This window comes from Paenibacillus sp. 01T431 (assembly GCF_056398625.1).
In genome coordinates this window covers 40,074-57,458 of sequence record NZ_JBFTPT010000003.1, presented here as the reverse complement: position 1 = coordinate 57,458, position 17,385 = coordinate 40,074, and the positions used below count along the sequence as shown (strand labels likewise).

General features: G+C 44.8%; 15 protein-coding genes and 1 riboswitch. Of the genes, 2 read left to right on the top strand and 13 right to left on the bottom strand.

Translation table 11 applies throughout. The annotated features are described in order from the left end of the window. Window positions 1-123 precede the first annotated feature (123 nt). Window positions 124-2,142 (top strand): serine hydrolase, encoded by a 2,019-nt coding sequence (locus AC1DM9_RS05350; protein ID WP_477578941.1) that lies wholly within the window; start codon window positions 124-126, stop codon window positions 2,140-2,142. A 122-nt stretch (window positions 2,143-2,264) separates the two neighbouring features. Here the strand turns inward: AC1DM9_RS05350 and AC1DM9_RS05345 are convergent, their stop codons facing one another. The 12 genes from AC1DM9_RS05345 to AC1DM9_RS05290 all read right to left on the bottom strand — a co-directional run bounded on the left by AC1DM9_RS05345 (window position 2,265) and on the right by AC1DM9_RS05290 (window position 15,252). Continuing rightward, entirely contained in the window at window positions 2,265-2,909 is a 645-nt protein-coding gene (locus AC1DM9_RS05345) for an HNH endonuclease (RefSeq protein ID WP_477578939.1), read from the bottom strand. Between the two features lie 102 nt (window positions 2,910-3,011). Continuing rightward, window positions 3,012-3,698 (bottom strand): ECF transporter S component, encoded by a 687-nt coding sequence (locus AC1DM9_RS05340; protein ID WP_441911093.1) that lies wholly within the window; start codon window positions 3,696-3,698, stop codon window positions 3,012-3,014. After that, window positions 3,686-5,335, bottom strand: a complete 1,650-nt coding sequence (locus AC1DM9_RS05335; RefSeq protein WP_477578937.1) for an ABC transporter ATP-binding protein — start codon at window positions 5,333-5,335, stop codon at window positions 3,686-3,688. Before AC1DM9_RS05335 ends, AC1DM9_RS05340 begins: the two co-directional genes overlap by 13 nt. Further along, window positions 5,326-6,195, bottom strand: a complete 870-nt coding sequence (locus AC1DM9_RS05330; RefSeq protein WP_477578935.1) for an energy-coupling factor transporter transmembrane component T — start codon at window positions 6,193-6,195, stop codon at window positions 5,326-5,328. Before AC1DM9_RS05330 ends, AC1DM9_RS05335 begins: the two co-directional genes overlap by 10 nt. Then, a complete protein-coding gene (locus tag AC1DM9_RS05325) occupies window positions 6,188-6,955 on the bottom strand; it encodes a DUF4430 domain-containing protein (RefSeq protein WP_477578933.1) in 768 nt (255 codons plus the stop codon). Before AC1DM9_RS05325 ends, AC1DM9_RS05330 begins: the two co-directional genes overlap by 8 nt. A 176-nt stretch (window positions 6,956-7,131) precedes the next feature. After that, a riboswitch (cobalamin riboswitch) is annotated at window positions 7,132-7,332 on the bottom strand. A 14-nt stretch (window positions 7,333-7,346) separates the two neighbouring features. After that, a complete protein-coding gene (locus AC1DM9_RS05320) occupies window positions 7,347-8,012 on the bottom strand; it encodes an ABC transporter ATP-binding protein (protein ID WP_477578931.1) in 666 nt (221 codons plus the stop codon). Continuing rightward, window positions 8,009-9,664, bottom strand: a complete 1,656-nt coding sequence (locus AC1DM9_RS05315; RefSeq protein ID WP_477578929.1) for an ABC transporter permease — start codon at window positions 9,662-9,664, stop codon at window positions 8,009-8,011. The genes AC1DM9_RS05320 and AC1DM9_RS05315 overlap by 4 nt, the downstream gene beginning before the upstream one ends. 2 nt (window positions 9,665-9,666) lie before the next feature. Then, window positions 9,667-10,806, bottom strand: coding sequence for a Fe(3+) ABC transporter substrate-binding protein (locus AC1DM9_RS05310; RefSeq protein WP_477578927.1), 1,140 nt, complete (start codon window positions 10,804-10,806; stop codon window positions 9,667-9,669). A gap of 127 nt (window positions 10,807-10,933) precedes the next feature. After that, window positions 10,934-12,349 carry an ATP-binding protein gene (locus AC1DM9_RS05305; protein WP_477578925.1) on the bottom strand — a complete coding sequence of 472 codons (1,416 nt, stop codon included), beginning with the start codon at window positions 12,347-12,349 and terminating at the stop codon, window positions 10,934-10,936. Further along, window positions 12,346-13,023, bottom strand: a complete 678-nt coding sequence (locus AC1DM9_RS05300) for a response regulator transcription factor (protein WP_477511729.1) — start codon at window positions 13,021-13,023, stop codon at window positions 12,346-12,348. The genes AC1DM9_RS05305 and AC1DM9_RS05300 overlap by 4 nt, the downstream gene beginning before the upstream one ends. A 144-nt stretch (window positions 13,024-13,167) precedes the next feature. Beyond that, window positions 13,168-14,610, bottom strand: a complete 1,443-nt coding sequence (locus AC1DM9_RS05295) for a DHA2 family efflux MFS transporter permease subunit (RefSeq protein WP_477579307.1) — start codon at window positions 14,608-14,610, stop codon at window positions 13,168-13,170. A 57-nt stretch (window positions 14,611-14,667) separates the two neighbouring features. Next, window positions 14,668-15,252, bottom strand: coding sequence for a TetR/AcrR family transcriptional regulator (locus AC1DM9_RS05290; RefSeq protein ID WP_441881678.1), 585 nt, complete (start codon window positions 15,250-15,252; stop codon window positions 14,668-14,670). A 212-nt stretch (window positions 15,253-15,464) separates the two neighbouring features. Here AC1DM9_RS05290 and AC1DM9_RS05285 point away from each other — a divergent pair, with 212 nt between their 5' ends. Beyond that, window positions 15,465-16,454 carry an aldo/keto reductase family protein gene (locus tag AC1DM9_RS05285; RefSeq protein ID WP_441881681.1) on the top strand — a complete coding sequence of 330 codons (990 nt, stop codon included), beginning with the start codon at window positions 15,465-15,467 and terminating at the stop codon, window positions 16,452-16,454. A gap of 14 nt (window positions 16,455-16,468) precedes the next feature. Here the strand turns inward: AC1DM9_RS05285 and AC1DM9_RS05280 are convergent, their stop codons facing one another. Continuing rightward, window positions 16,469-17,362, bottom strand: coding sequence for a LysR substrate-binding domain-containing protein (locus AC1DM9_RS05280; RefSeq protein WP_477578922.1), 894 nt, complete (start codon window positions 17,360-17,362; stop codon window positions 16,469-16,471). Window positions 17,363-17,385 lie beyond the last annotated feature (23 nt).

The window sequence follows — 17,385 nt, the reverse complement described above, 5'->3', positions numbered from 1 at the left end:
ACAAAACCTCTCTTTCGACTAAAGTCTAGGTAACAATTAGACCAATGACTGATTTGATGAAATGGCGATTCCATTAAAGTTAAGAGGAAATAAATTACATATTACTTGAAAGGATGGAAATCAATGATGTTGATGTTTCAACAAAGAAGGAAAAGTAGGAAAGCTTGGGCACCCGCCCTGCTCGCAGCGGTGATCGCCTTTTCTGCCATCTCATTTCCTGCAAGGAGCGTTGAGGCAGCAGGTGCAACTGGCCCCAAGGATGCTAAGGAAGTTGAGGCGTTTGTCGATGAGTTCTTTAAACGTCCAGAGGTTGCGAGCTCGCTAGCTGGTAGTGCAGTGGTAGTGGTGGGCAATGATAAAGTGCTGCTGAACAAAGGTTATGGTTATGCCGATGTGGAGAGCAAGAAACCTGTTGATCCTGATAAAACCATGTTCAGAATAGCTTCCATATCCAAAGTATTTACAGCAACAGCCGTCATGCAGCTCGTAGAAGAAGGCAAAATAGATTTGGATCAGGATGTAAGCCCCTATTTGAAAGGTGTGACGATTCCCAATGAGACCGGCAGCAAACTAACGATGCGACATTTATTGACTCATACAACAGGTTTCGACAAAACAGATGTGTTGACTGCTCCAGATGCGACCCGTAAAGACTATCCTCTCGAACAATATATTAAAGAGAATTTACCTACCATCGTGCGTAAGCCGGGAGCGGCTTATCGCTATGATAATTTAGCTTTCAATTATCAAGGATTAATCGTGCAAAATGTGACAGGCAAGCCATTCGAACAAGTCATTGATGATCAAATATTCCGTCCGCTGCAAATGACAAACAGTGATTTCCGGATGACGGATAAAGTGCTGGAAAACCTTGCTACCGGCTATAACCAATTAAAGGAGCCTTGGCCGCAATACCAGCTCACGCCTACAATAGCGCCAGACGGGGGCATGTTCGCAACAGGCACGGATATGAGCAAATTTATGCTCGCTCAATTAAATGGCGGCAAGCTTGGAGAAAATCGTATTTTACAGGAAAATACAGTTAAGGAGATGCAGCGGATACAGGTTGGCATTCATTCAGAAATTCCGAACATGGCTTTAGGTTTTGAGATGTTTTTCCAAGAAGATTTCAATGGCGAGACTGTCATTGGAAAGGGTGGAGATTTGGAGGGCTATCATTCGTGGATGTGGCTGCTGCCTGAACAAAAGGTAGGCGGATTTGTTGTAACGAACAGCGATGCTAGCGATATACGTGAGCAGCTGTTCGCCGCGTTTATGGATCATTATTACCCTAAAACAGAGAAAGAGCGGCCAGCCATTGCACTAACCAAGGCACAATTAGCACGCTTTGAAGGCAGCTACCAGTATTTGCGCGCCCCGCTCGTTTATTACAAAGTAAAGGCGGAAGATGGTTATTTATCCGTTGCCGGACCCAATAGCACCAGGAAACTAAAACCCGTTGGCGAGCTGCTGTTCCAAGATGAAGATGGAAAACTTGGCGCATTTAAAAAAGATGAAGCTGGCAATATCTCATACTTTTATTATTTACTTATTGATGCTTGGTGTGAACGTATAACCCCATCACCTAACTATTCAGATGTACCGCGCAATCATCCGTATGCCGATGACATTTATACTTTACGTGATTTGGGCGGGGTTTTGAATCAAACGTCTACCCTTTTCGAACCAGAAGGAAAAACGACTCGTGCACAATTCGCAGCTCAGATTGTACGACTAGCTGGTATTACCAAATCACACCAACCCTCTAAATTCACGGATCTAAAGGCTCATCCATATGAATCAGAAATTCAAACATTGCTAGAGATTCACGTATTAAGTGGTACTTCAGCCCAGAGGTTTGAACCAGACCGAACGATCACAAGGGAAGAAGCTGCTGTCATTATCTATCGATTATCACGTTTTCTTGGTTTCCCTCCCATTCCAGCGAAGCTGAGCGGCAAGACTTCAGCTTGGGCCGAAGAAGCGGTTCAATTCATTGTTGGAGCTCGTTTATATGGACCAGAAATAAAATCGACTGATACAGGTACAGATTTCCGTTCGAGAGATCCGCTGCTCAATAAGGAAGCTGCTGCGATTTTAAACCGTTTCGCTAAATTATTTGCGTCAAGTGCAGGCATCTAATACAAAAAAAGACTGCGTAGTCGCCCTTCATCAAGGCGGACTATGCAGTCTTTTTTTGTATAAACGTTAGTTGTAACAAAAGTAGTACAACATACGGATCACTCAATCATTCATTAATGCTTCTAAGGAATAAGCTCATCACCGTTCATAAACGTTTGCAGGTCTTGATCTGCCTTCGATTGGTTGCAAGCATTGCAAGCACAGACGCAATTATCCGGCGTTGTATGCCCGCCCTTAGCGCGCGGCAGCATGTGATCGATTGTATCCCCCTGCTCCCCGCAAAAATAACAAATGTGATGGTCACGCTCCAAAATGTAGCGCCGGAATTCCTTATTGCTGAACAATCGGCGTATCGTATGGCGATTGACGATAACCGCAGCATGCTCCTTTACCAGCGTTATCGCAAGCTCTGGTTCAATTTCTTGATACCAGCGCCGTCCTTTATCCGTCTTGCCTCTCATCCAAATCGTACCTTGACGCATAGGTTTTAGTGCTGCCGGATCATTCGGCAGCGTTATGGATGTCATCGTTGGAACCGGGAATGGTTTGCTGGGATGAGCTTTTCTTCGTATTGCTTTATAATCATTAAGTTGAACATCAGGCAATGGAGCTAAAGCCGCTTTCGCCTGCCTGCAAGCTCGGCATGCACCTCGCCTTGCACCAGCGCCGGCTCGTTTGCCCGTTCGCCGCAGAAACTCAGAGAGCGGTTTCGTTTCCTTGCAAATGGCGCATGGTTTGGTAGCAAGAGGTTCTGTATCATCCATCATTTTTTCCGGAGCATATGATTAGCTACGCAGCCGAATTCGTCCCCTCGTGTTTTTATACTATTGTAGCATTAATATAGGTTCGAGGGGAAAATAGCAGATAACCTATGATTCCAATAAACCGTATTTCCTCTTGAAGCGCTGCAAAATGGCAATCCAGCTGCTCCCAAACACGGCGAGGAAAAAAACATTGGACAGCGCATGCGCAAGATCAAAATAAAAGCTTTGAATGTAGGCAACAAAAATCAAATTCCAGCTCAGCGCGTCCGGCAATCCGATGATAAACCAAATATTCATAATCCAGCCAAACAAGAAGCCCCATCCAAAACCAAATACGAGCAAGCCGGTCTTTGTTTTGATGAGCCAAGTATGCCGCAGCCACCCCGCACTAGCCCCGATCATCCCCCAGCAAAACATTTGCCACGGCGTCCAGGGGCCTTGACCTAGAAAGATATTCGATACGACTGCAGCTATTGCACCGATAATGAAGCCTGATTCAGCTCCAAACACAATCGCAGCAATTATGATGACAAATGATGTGGGCTGAACACTCGGCAGCGGCGCAAACGGTACGCGGCTAATGGCCGCAATGGCCGCAAGCACAGCAAGGATAACAATCTCGCGCGCTTCGATCTTCCGTCTCTCAAACCTTGCAAAAAAAGGAATCATCGTGACAAATAGCAGCACGATACTTAGCATTAAATAATGATCATCGGTAATGGCAGAGGATAAGGCCATAGCTGCGATGAACAGTCCAATGCTGGCTAAGAACCAGAGCTTTATTTTGCCCACGTTGCAATCACATCCTCTGTCGTCAGCGCTTCTGGCAGCCATTCCCGCACCGTTCGATTGATGGCTGTTGTGTAAAAATAATTAGTTCCAAAAAATTGCGCCGGCTCCGCCTCAGCAGATATTGCTCCATCAAACAGCATCGCGCAGCGCGTTGCATGCTCGGCAGCAAATTCAATATCATGCGTGACCATGACAATGGTTTTGCCAGCTTGGCATAACTGCTGCAGCAGCTCCGCTGTTCGCTGCTTGGCTATGGGATCTAGCCCCTTTGTCGGCTCATCCAAGCAAAGAACATCCGGCTCACCAAGCAGCACTAACGCTAACGCCGCTCTCTGCTGCTCTCCTCCGCTCAAATCATAAGGATGCTTCGGCAAAATAGAGGAAATCTGCAGGGAATCGACAACCTGAGCTATTTTCCGATCCCGATCATCGAGTTTGGCGTAATCCGCCATTCGCTGAAGCTCCTCTTCAACCGTATCGTAGCTAAAATAAAGCAGTGGATTTTGCGCCAAATAACCGACTTTAATCGATTTATCCCGCTTCAGCTTGCCTCGCTGCGGCTTTAATAATCCGGCCATCAATTGCAGCATCGTTGTTTTTCCAGCCCCGTTGCCGCCAAGCACCGCCAAAAACTCATGCTTGTACACGTTAAGCGACAGCTTCTTCAACACCTCTGCACTCGCTTTTTCGTATTTAAACGTTATTTCATCACAAGCAAGCAGCCATTCCTTTTTTTCGAGCTCGCTGCTTTCGTTGATTACTGAATGATTTGCGCCTATTGTATGTACGCCGAAAACATTGGAGAGCCACTTCTTCCCTTCACGCACGGTAAGCGGAATTTGATTTGCTTCTGGTAGGCTGCCAGCCTTCTGGGCAGATAGAAACAGCTTCGTAACGGAAGGCAGGTATGGCATTTCTTTCTGCGCTGCATCAACACCAACGAGCCGGCATAGCTCTCTCGGCGGCGCGTCGTATTTCACTTTGCCTTCCTCCAGCAGAATGATTCGATCTGCAAGTGGAATAACATCCTCCAGCCGATGTTCGCTTATAATAACCGTCATCGACATTTCCTGATTCAACCGATAAATAAACTGCAGAAAATCTCGCGCCGCTACCGGATCAAGCTGTGAGGTGGGCTCATCTAATAGAAGCAGCTTTGGCTGCAGCAGCAATACTGAAGCAAGATTGATCAGCTGCTTCTGTCCCCCCGATATTTCATGAACGGATTTGTTAATCAGCTCATCCAGCCCAAAGAAATGGCTCATTTCGGCTAGTCGTTTACGCATAACCGCTTGCCCATAACCGACATTTTCCATGGAAAAAGCCAGCTCATGCCATACCTGATCCATCACAATTTGATTTTCAGGGTTTTGAAACACCATGCCGATCTGTTCAGCCGCCTCGACCGCAGGCAGCTCCTCTAGCAATACACGATTATACTTAATGGTGCCTGAGCGTTTCCCCGTAGGCTGCGTTTCTTTTTTCAAGTGCCGAAGCAGCGTCGTTTTGCCGCAGCCGGATGCCCCACAAAGGACGACAAAATCGCCTGGCTTGATATTTAAAGTGATGTTATCGAGTGCTGCAACCGTTGATTCCGGATAATGGAACGTCAATTGATCAACCTGAATTACTTCCATGACCTTCTCTCCATTTCTTCAAGTACGACTGGTGTTAACAGAAAGGCGCAATAGCAAGCGTATGCAATGCCTTCCCCCCTATGAAACTGCATTGTTTCCAGACGCGGATAAATAGTAAGCACACCAAAGCCTTGCATCCAGCCCCAAATGCATACTAGTGCCATTGCTCCAAGAAACAATAGAACATACCAATCTCTACGATCCATACGATAGATGACATAAGAGCTTCGTTTAGCTGCGCCATACCCTCTAGCTTTCATAGAATCAGCGGTCTGAAGCGCCTCCTCCAAGGACCAGGTCAACAGCACACGAACAAGCAGCATGCCGTCCTTGCTCCGTTTTTTCAAGCTGCCTTCAAGAATCGAAACTCCTTTTATTCGTTGAACCGTAGTAATTTGATCCAGTCTCCGCAAGAAAAGCGGTACGAACCGAATCGACATCGAGGTTAGCAGTGCAGTTCGCGGAGCGACTCGTGAAAATAAATACATCCATTTCTCCGTCGTAACAATCTGCTGAAACGATACAAAGGCTAATAAAATGCACAATAAAGAGAGCATCATCGTCACACCATATAAAATAGCTTCCAACGTGATCGGCTGATCCATAAAATAAAATAAAATATGCCGCCCGCGATGAGAAAACAGCGGGTTAAGAACAGCAACCAAACCGCCCATTAGAACATAATAAGGAAGCAGCTTAATCAGCCGCTTCCCTTCGCCATGAATGACAATAATTACCGTAATCGCAGCAAGTGACGTCAATAAGAAAACAGGATGAAATAAGAGCATGCCGAATGTAATGACTCCTGCATAATAACTGAAGCTCGTAACCGGATGTACCGAACCGAACGCACTATTCATCGAATTTTGCACCTATATCCTCGCCAAGATCAGTCGTGTACAACCATTCAATAACATCACCTTCATTAACCTTGTAAACCCCGGCGCCCTTGTTAGGAAACTCACCGTTTACTCGGTACATCCAGCCGCTCTTCGCACCCAGATCGAATTCGTAAATATTGTCGATGCCTTCGATATAAGCACCGCCTTTAACACCTCTGTATTCCATTTGTATTTTGTTTTTTCTCGTAATTTTCTTCAATACATCTAGAACGGTATCGTCCTTCTTGAACTCTACGGCTGTTGGTGCAAGCACCGTTCCCGTATCTTTGTCCGCGACAATTGAAATCGTAACCGTCTGCACAGGATTCGGCGTTGCAACAGGCGTGACGGGCTTCGCAGTAGCCGCACTGTCTGTTTTGGTTGGTTTCGCAGAAGCAGTAGGCTTCGTTTTTGGATCATCCAGTTTTGGCTCATTTGTCTGCTTCGGCTTCGGGGAAGGCGTTGCTTGCTTACCGCCAGCGTTGTCGGTTGCCTTCGCTTGATCTTTATCTTCGCTAGGCAACTGCGTTTCCTCTGCCGTTTCTGATGCTGAAGTACTCGTTGGCTGTCCATCAGCGGCTTTCTCCGCTTCTTTTTTCACTTGTCCTTCGTTGCTGGTTTGCACTTGATTGGTATTGGAATTAACGCTCTGTGCCGGACTGGCACAGCCAGCTAATAAACCAATAACAAGCCATAGGATGATTAAGCTTGGTAACCATTTCTTGCAAATCTTTGCCATCGTCTCTTTTCTGCTCCTTTTTGTCTCATTCACACAAACCTTAACAATAAAAAAAAGACCCCCTTCTATTAGGGGATCTGCATGTCGAATGTAAGAATAGCAACCGTATATAACTAAAATATATGATGCGTCCTGCAAAACGATTACGCCTCCACATTCTTTACCCCCGAAGAATGAGAAACAAAATAAAAAAGGCAGGTTTCCTGGCTCGTGCGTCAACGCGATTCTCACACCTTCCCATCCTTGAATCGGACAGTGGCATTTGCAGAGAATCACTCTTCACATACAGTGGCGGGACCGCGCCGGCATTGAACCGGACTTCCCTATTAAGCAAACAAAAGCATGCTTTTGTTTGCACCTTCTCTATTCAATTATGCGATTATTTAATCAATCATATCGGGATTGCTGGGGTTTGTCTATATGGGATTTGAATGATTCGTTCGCAAATAGCAGCTGCATCCTCTTGATCATGGGTGACGAACATACACGTAATTTGGGCTTTGTGAAGCAATCGCTTCAGCTCCTCCCGAATGCTTTGCTTTAAGTGTGAATCCAAACTGCTAAATGGCTCATCCATCAACAGCATCAAGGGAGACGGGGCAAGCGCACGAGCAAAAGCAACACGCTGCTGCTGACCGCCGCTAAGCTCATGCGGATAACGCTTGACGAAATCATTTAACTGTATCAGCTCCAGCATTTCATCCAGCCGTTTGAATCTATCTTTTCTTGATAATCGATGTAAACCAAATAATATATTTTGACCGACAGTCAGATGAGGAAACAACGCATAATCCTGAAACACCATGCCTATGCCGCGCTGCTCAGGCTGAATAAACTGCTGATCATCTACTAAAACCCTGCCGCCAGCGGCAATACGTCCCGAGGCAGGAATCTCAAGCCCGGCAATAATCCGCAACAGCGTGCTTTTCCCGCAACCGCTTTGACCAAGCACTCCAACAACTTCACCCTTCTGCATTTGCATTGTAAAGTTTTCTAATACACTCTTTTTCCCATTATCATAGCTAAAAGAAACGTTAGTCAGCTCAAAAAAGTTCATCTTGATTTCTTCTCTCCCAACCGATGATAAACAAAAACAGTTGCCATTCCCACCGTGATTATGAATAGTGACGGTACCGAAGCTTGATGAATTTGCTCATCGCTTGCATATTGATAGGCTTTTGTCGCTAGCGTCTCAAAATTAAATGGGCGCAGCAGCAGCGTCAGCGGCAGCTCCTTCATAATTTCCATAAAGGTAAGTAGGAAGCCTGCTAATATGGAGCCTTTTATTAATGGCAAGTCCACTTTGAAGAAGGTAGCAGTCATACCGATGCCGAGCGTTCTGGAAGCTTCAGAATAACGATTGCCTATTTTATCAAATCCCGCTTCCACCGCATTAAATCCTACACCAAGGAAGCGGATTACATAGGCGAAAATAAGCATCACGAGCGACATGCTGAGCACGAGCTTGCTCGATCCAAAACCTAACCATGAATAGACGCCGCTTAATTGATGGTCTAGGGAAATAAACAAAGCAAGCACGCCAATGGACAAAACAGCACCCGGGATAGAGTAGCCCATTAAAATTAGCTTTGTTGCTGCAAGCGACAAAAGCGATCGATTCAGGCTCCGGCTTACATTGGCGACAATAACAGCAAGCAGCATCAACACGGTAATCGCAACAATGGAAACCAAAAGCGTGTTTGAGACGAGCTGCGCAAATTTGCTGTTCAATACATCTTGATATGTCCATGTCGCCCAAACGAGGAGCTGAACTACTGGAATAGCGAATGAAAGGGCAAATATAACCGTGCTCACAAAAATAGCAGCAGCTGTCCCTAAATAGGATAACTTCCTTCGTTTAAGCGGATTAAGCTTGCTTGTTGCGGAATGATACATTTTTCGCCTGCGAAGCAGCCTCTCCATAATAAACAAACCAATAATAGCGCTCATTAGGAGTGCAGATAATCTCAGGGCAGAATCAACGTCATACATACCAAACCATGTTTTGAAAATCGTTGCAGTAAACGAAGCAATGCCAAAATGTTTTGTTACTCCAAAATCATTGAGTACCTCAAATGCGACGAGGCTGGCTCCGCCGATAATTGCAGCCTGCGACAAAGGCAATACGATTCGGAAAAAGATATGAAGCTGCCCTTTGCCGAGCAGTCTTGCGTTTTCTATGAAAGCTGCGCTTTGCTTCTCCATAAAGGTTTTGGTCATCAAATAAATGTAAGGAAATAAAAATATTGAAAATATGAAAATAGCGCCTTTCATGGACAATATATCAAAATAAGCTTGGTTAGGGGTTACGCCGAGCGTATTTCGCATAAAAACTTGTATGCTGCCCGTATAGCTCAGCATAGAACCGTAAGTATAAGCTGCAATATATGGTGGAATAGCCAGTGGCAGCAAAAATGCAAAGTGAAAGAACTTCCGCATCGGGAAATCATAGGCTGCAACAAGCCATGCAAGCGACACGCCGATGATAACGGAGAAAAACACCGATCCTACTACAAGATATAAAGATTGAACGACAGATTCAAACAGCATATACTCTTTGATTTGCTGCCAGTTTTCATTCGGTTTGTCAAACAAACCGAAAAAAATATAAAGAGACGGAATAAGGGCCATGATGGCCCCTATTACGCTCAATATAACCCAGCCGTTCAATATTCTCTTTAAATTTCGCAAAGAGATGGAAGCCATCATTTTTATTTCCAACCTGCCTTAGCCAGAAGCTCGACTGCTTTTTTGTTATGATCGCCCAGCTTGGAGAAATCCAGCTTCTGTGTTTTAAAGTCACCCCAGCCCTTTAACAACTCAGGCTTTTCTGCAGCAGCATTTACAGGAAATTCGAAGCTTCCTTGCGTTAACAGCGTTTGCCCATCCTTGCCTGTCATGAATTCGATCAGTTTAACAGCGTTATCTTTATTCTTAGCATGCTTAGTAAGGCCTACACCGCTGATGTTAAGATGTGTGCCTGTCGTTTCTTGGTTCGGGAAGAATACGCCAATTTTCTCTGCAACCTTAACCTCTTCCGTATCCTTCGAATTCAACATTTGCCCAACGTAATAAGTGTTCATAATCGCAACATCACCTAGACCAGCAACGACCGCTTTCGCTTGGTCGCGATCTCCGCCTTCAGGATCACGAGCAAAGTTTGCTACAATCCCCTTCGCCCATTCTTCAGCCTTTTGCTCTCCATTTAGTTCGATGAATGAAGCAAGCAGCGACTGATTATAAAGACTGGCAGACGAGCGCGCCAATACTTTCCCTTTCCATGCGGCATTTGCAAGATCTTCATAGGTGGACAGCTGCTCCGGCTTTACACGATCTTTGGCATAAACGATAACGCGTGCACGGGTTGCAATGCCAACCCAATTGTTTTCGTTATCCCGCAGCTCTGCGGGTACATTACTATCAACCGTTGTGGATTGAATCGGTTGAAGCACTTCATTTTGCTTCGCATAATTTAGAACGCCGCCATCTACTGTAATGAACAGATCTGCTTCTGAGCTTTCTCCTTCTCGCTTCAAACGTTCAACGAGCTCTTCTGCCGTACCTTTAATTTCATTGACTTTAATGCCTGTTTCTTTCGTAAAGGCATCAAACAACTGGCTGTCAACATCATAGTGTCTTGCTGTAAACACGTTTACGACTTGCTCTTTGCCGTTATTCTTACTCGTATCATTACTTCCACCAGCTGCTTCAGTCGTTGCTGGGCTCGCCTCTGGCGATGGCGAAGAAGCATTCGTCTTATCGTTTCCTGCATTATTCGCTCCACAACCTGCTAATACGAGCACTGTCAGCATCGTTAACAATACGACACTTACGATATAATTCTTTTTCATCTTTGTCATACCTCTCGTTCCCACTTTTAATTTGATAATGAAAATCATTACCACCAATTCAACAGTTCCTATTGTAACCTACTAAAATGAGAAAATGCTGTGAAAATAAAAAAAAGCTACCCGACATTCATTTTCGGGTAACTCGTTTAAAAACAGCTGAAACGGTGGTACCTTGATGAAGTTTACTTTCAATGAGCAAACTACCGTCATATCGTTGCACCAAACGGTTCGCAATCGCCAGCCCGAGTCCATGACCGCCGCTTGTGCCGCTCCTCGAACGGTCTGCGCGGTAAAAACGATTCATAACGAGCGGTAAATCCTGATCAGATATGCCAATGCCAAAATCTGTGACTTGAATGACAGCATCCGTTTCTCCTAGCAAGCAGCAAAGCTCTATTCTTCGGCTTTCTCCCGAATAGTTGACTGCATTATCAAGTAAGATGAGCATAATTTGCTCCAAATGCTGCTCAGACACAAATAGATCTACGTCTGACAAAAGACTCAAATCAGCATGAAAAGTGAACTCCGGATGAAGCACCTCTATATTTCTAATAAGCTGTTCCATGTTCTGCTTCGAATGGCTGCTCATCTCATTCCCGTAAGCGGGCTCTTTCTCCGCACGAGACAATGCGAGCAGCTCCTGTACAAGTCCTTTCAGCCGAGCTATTTCCTGCGACGAAGCTTGCAAAGACTCTTCCAGAACTGCAGGGTCATCCTTTCCCCAGCGCTGCAGCAGTGCGAGATGCCCTTCAATGATGGCAATTGGTGTTCTTAGCTCATGAGAAGCATCCTCTACAAATTGTTTCTGTTGCCCGAACGAGCGCTCAAGCTGATCCATCATTTCATTAAACAGCTTCATGAGCGTTGCAATTTCATCATTTTTATTTTCGTTTAGCTGAACCCTTTCTTGTAAGCCTTTCTGCTTTACGCCGGTCATGGCAACATTCATCGCTTGAAGCGGCTTAAGCAGCTGACGCGCCAGCAATCCTCCGCCGATGCCGCTTATAACAATGGCACCGACACAGCAAATTAACATAATTCGAAAAAAAGCTGAACTAAGCTTCTCAAAATCCTCGATGTTTTTCACAATTTCGATTGTTCCGTTAAACGAGAAGATCGTTAAAGGGCTCCGCATAAGCAGCAGGTTTTGGTCAAGGAACCACGACCCTTTGGCAGCTAAACTCGAAGATGGATAAGCATCTAACCACTGCTCTGTTAGATTATCAGAGACAATCATAATCGGTGCTCCATCTTCATCAAGCACGCGTATTAGCTGATTTTTACCATTTACTTTTTCAAGAAAGCTTCGTATTGAATTCAACTCCGATTGCTCGAAAGTGAACTCCTTTTCCAATAAATAGTTCAATATTTCCCGCATGTCTTCCTGTGTGTTCGTCTCTGCTTGTTTATTCATCCACTTCTCTACAAACATATATTGAACGGCATTGTATGCAGCAAATAAAAGAAATAACAGCAGCGCCGACCATAATGTCAGCTTCCACTTGATCGGTATTCGTGAGAAACTTACGCGCAAATTATTCATTTTTTCATCACATACCCAATACCGCGCAGCGTTTGAATGCAGCTCGTTCCTCCGGGGACATCAATCTTATTGCGCAAATATCTCACATATACATCAACAACATTCGTATCGACAGCCGCATCGTAACCCCATACGGTATCAAGCAGCGTTTCCCGTGAGAAGACACGGTTCGGATTTTGCATGAAAGCAAGCAGCAATCCGTATTCCCGCTTAGTCAACTCTATGATTTGTTCGCCTCTGCTAACGATTCTAGCGTCTAAATCTACAGTTAACTCACCAGAAGACAAAATAGAACGATGATCAGATGCAATCATATCCTGTCGCCTAAATACAACGCGTAGACGTGCAAGCAGCTCTTCAATCGCAAACGGTTTCGGGATATAATCGTCCGCCCCGCTGTCAAGGCCAGATACTCGGTCTGTAACGCTGTCCCTCGCTGTCAGCATAAGAATAGGTGTTGCTTTTGATTCCCGAATACGCCTGCAAACCTCAAGTCCGTCCATGCCAGGCAGCATTAGATCCAATAAAATAACATCCCATTCTTCTCGCAAGGCGCGCTCCAAACCACTATTGCCATCATAAGAAACAACTGTCTCAAACGATTCATGACGCAGTTCAAGCTCAATAAAACGCGCTAAATTTCTTTCATCCTCAATAAGTAAAATCTTTTTCATGGATTGACCCGCCTTTAGTATTGCAAATGCTTGTCTATAGCATATTTTCAATCATTGTAATTGATAATTGTTCTCACAGTCAATCGTTCTATCAAAAAAGAGACAGTCCATGTTCCCATAGACTGTCTCTAGTATTCAAATCTATTAATGCTGTTTGCTCACATGAACCCGTTTAATTAAGAAAGCAACGATCAAACCGATAATGGCAACAATCATAGCGAAAATAAATGCGTTCTGAATTCCTGCTGTCAACGCAAGCGGAGCATTGGCCGGATCTGTAGGATCAGCCACATCCTTCATAAAGCCGGTCATTCCTGCGGTCATAATACTTACTGCAACTGCGGTACCGATAGCGCCAGCGACCTGCTGCAGTGTATTCATAATCGCCGTACCATCCGGGTACAGCTCGCGTGGCAGCTGGTTGAGCCCGTTTGTTTGTGCAGGCATCCATACCATCGAAATACCGATCATCAAGCATGAATGAAGGACAATAATTAATGTAATGGTTGATGCTGTCGTTATGCCTGAGAAGAACCATAGCGCAGCGGCAACGATGACAAGACCTGGAATAACAAGCCACTTAGGACCAAACTTATCGAACAGGCTGCCCATAATGGGAGACATAATTCCGTTAATAAGTCCACCTGGCAGCATAATAAGGCCAGCTGTCAGTGCACTAAGACCAAGTCCACTGATCAAATACATAGGCAGAACGAGCATAGAAGATAATATAACCATCATACAAATAAATACCATTAACGTTCCTACAACAAACATCGGATGCTTAAACGCCCGTAAATTCATCATCGGCTGCTTCATCGTCAATTGACGAACAGCGAAAATCGCAAGGGACAATATACCAACGATCATGGTCGCAATCACTTTTGTACTGCCCCAGCCGCCTTCACCTTCACCCGCGCTGCTAAAGGCAAACACAATACCGCCGAACCCTAGCGTTGAGAATACGAGAGAAAAAATATCAATTTTCGGTTTTGTTATGGTAGAAACATTTTGCATATACATAATCCCGAATAATAGTGCAATGACTAGGAACGGAAGCGACAACCAGAAAATCCAGTGCCAGCTTAAGTTTTCAATCAAGAGTCCTGCAATCGTCGGGCCTACAGCAGGCGCAACCATAATAACAAGCCCAATTACACCCATTGCCGCTCCCCGCTTCTCAGCCGGGAAAATAATAAGAATTGTGTTAAACATAAGCGGCAGCAAAAGCGCCGTTCCAACTGCTTGGATAACACGCGCAGCCATAAGAACTTCAAAGCTTGGTGCGAGCGCCGCTACCAATGTTCCTAGTACGGAGAAACTAAGTGCTGCTATGAATAGCTGCCTTGTCGAGAACCATTGAAGCAGCAGCCCCGATACGGGAACCAATATGCCCAGCGTCAGCAAGTATCCCGTTGTCAACCACTGTACCGTTGGCGCCGTGATATCAAAGACGCGAATTAAATCGCTTAGTGCCACATTTAATGCCGTTTCACTAAACATTCCGATAAAGCCGCTTAATAATAATGAAATCATAATGGGGATTACTTTATATTTTTGCCCCGTATTTTGTTGCGATTCTGTCATTGTTGCTTGCAAGCCTTCCACTCTCCTATTATCTATCTAGCATTTATTCATGACTTCTCATAGAGAAGGACATTTATTAATGATATACGGCAAACATTTCGCTGCGGATAACAACGGCTGCTTGTCCCGATTCGTCAGCGTTAGAATAAGCGCACCTTCCAATAAGGAAACGGTGACGACGCCAACCTCAACTGCTCTAGTCTCTTCCATTCCAAGCTGAACCAGCCTCTCAGAAATCACGTTCTGCCATGCTGCAAATACACCTTGTCCAGCTGCTCTCAGCTTCTCGCTAATCGATGAGGTTTCGACTGCCATCCAGAAGCTAAACGGCATATAACCCGCATAATCAAACTTCTCTGCATCTTCGGCCATATCAAATACAAAAGCCTGAACGGCTTCAGCAGGGTCCTCATAATCGGCAAATTTCTTTCTCCATTTCTCAATCACAAGCTCCTTCGTGCAGTTAATGCATTCCAGCGCAAGCTCTTCTTTGCCGTTTGGGAAATAATAATAAAGAGATCCCTTCGGACAATCACTTTCTTTAATAATTTGGCTTAGTCCCGTCGCATGATAGCCCTGCGTAAAAAAAAGCCTAGCTGCCGTATCAAGTATGGCATGCCTTGTATTATGTTTTTCCGACATTGATTCACTCCTCGATTATAACGATCGGTCTATATAATAAAAACATTGATCCGCTTATCAAGTCAACCTTTTTTTATATCCAGTAACAATAGAACCATTCGTCCTTCGATCCTATTAATATATAAATCAACTTAATAATGCGTTTATTATATATTTTTAATATTAAATATAGGTTGCTATAATCAGATTTACATTGAAAGGAGGAATGAAACATGAATTATAGGAAACTAGGTAAAAGCGGCTTATTAGTAAGCGAAGTGGCTCTCGGAAACTGGATAACCCACGGTGCACAAGTGGATGACAACACCGCACAAGCATGCGTAAATGCTGCACTAAACGCTGGAATTTCAACTTTCGATACAGCTGATGCTTATTCGGAGACGAGGGCGGAATCGGTCTTAGGTCATTGTTTAAAGGGAATACGTCGTGAAAGTATTGAATTGTGCACGAAGGTTTTTCATCCAACAGGGAACGGGCATAACGATAGAGGGTTATCACGCAAGCATATTATGGAATCCTGCCACGCTTCACTTCGCAGATTACAGACGGACTATATTGATATTTATTACGCTCACCGATTTGATACGACCGTATCGCTTGAAGAGACATTTGTGGCGTTTTCCGATTTGGTTCGACAAGGAAAAGTTTTGTATATCGGCGTAAGTGAGTGGACAGCAGATCAGATAACGCAAGGATCGGCTTTGGCAAGGGAGCTGAAAGTTCCTTTTGTTGCGAGTCAACCCCAATATTCTATGCTTTGGCGGGTTATTGAAGCCGAGGTTATTCCCGCTTGCGAGCGTGAAGGAATTGGTCAGATTGTCTGGTCACCACTTGCGCAAGGTATTCTTTCCGGTAAGTATGCTCCTGACAAGCCTATACCAGAAGGCTCGCGCGCTTCTACGGCCGCTGGTTCGCCGTTTTTCAAACGTTTGGCAGGACAATGGTTGAATAAAGAAGTCCTTCAGGCAATAGAACAACTAGGGCCGATTGCACAAAAATGCAGCTTAACGCTGCCACAGCTCGCGGTAGCGTGGGTTTTGCAAAACCCGCAGGTGTCCTCCGTTATCATTGGCGCCTCAAAGCCGGAGCAGGTATTAGAAAACGTAAAAGCAGCAGGAGTTAGTCTAGATGCTGAGATCGTAGTGCAAATAAATAACATATTAAAAGACGTTGCTCAGTTTGATGCTAGTAAAACCGGTTAGAGCGTTCACACAAATCAGCTTGTCTGGTTAGCGGCTGTTTCCTCCACTACTTTTAGAAAATGAGTCAGAACCGTTTCACTCTTCTCTGTTTTCCAGATTGCATAAAGAGGAACACGCGGTGTATCCTCATCAAATGATCGAAATACGACATCACTGCGTTGAAATACGGAAACCGAAGAGGGAACAATTGAGATGCCAATGCCTGCAGCTGCCAGATTTACAATCGTGTACATTTGAACAGCTTCCTGCACGATGCGGGGCTGAAATCCATGCTGCCTGCAAAAATCTACAATCAGGTCATGAAATGAAGCCCCCATATGATGTGGTGATAAGATAAAGGGTTCTTCCCTCAAAGAATGCAGTGAAACGGTTGGTTGATCGGCTAACGGATGTGTTTTGAGCAATACAGCAACTAGTGATTCGTTCGTGAACAGTCTGGATGTGATATGTTTTGAAGGGTCCAGCAACCGATGGAATCCAACATCAATTTCTCCATCATGCAGCGCTTTCAGTTGCTCAGCAGATGTCATTTCAGATAATGTAACCTGTACATCTGGGAAACGTTCTCGATATTTCTTTAGAACATTGACCATCATACCGCCTGCTGCTGAATCCACAAACCCGATGGATAAATTGCCTATTTTCCCTTCACTTGCAAGTTGTGTCATCTTTATCGATCGTTCCAAATGAGCAACTATGTTTCTCGATTCCTCCAAAAATATCGCACCGGCTGTCGTAAGTCGAACCTGTCTCTTGGTTCGTTCCAGAAGTTTCACACCAAGCTCATCCTCAAGAACTTGAATTTGTTGGCTTAGTGGAGGCTGAGTCATATTCAGTTTTTGGGCAGCACGGTTAAAATGCAGCTCTTCTGCTACTGCGATAAAATAACGCAGCTTTTTCAAGTCCATAGACATCATACCTCTTCCTATTT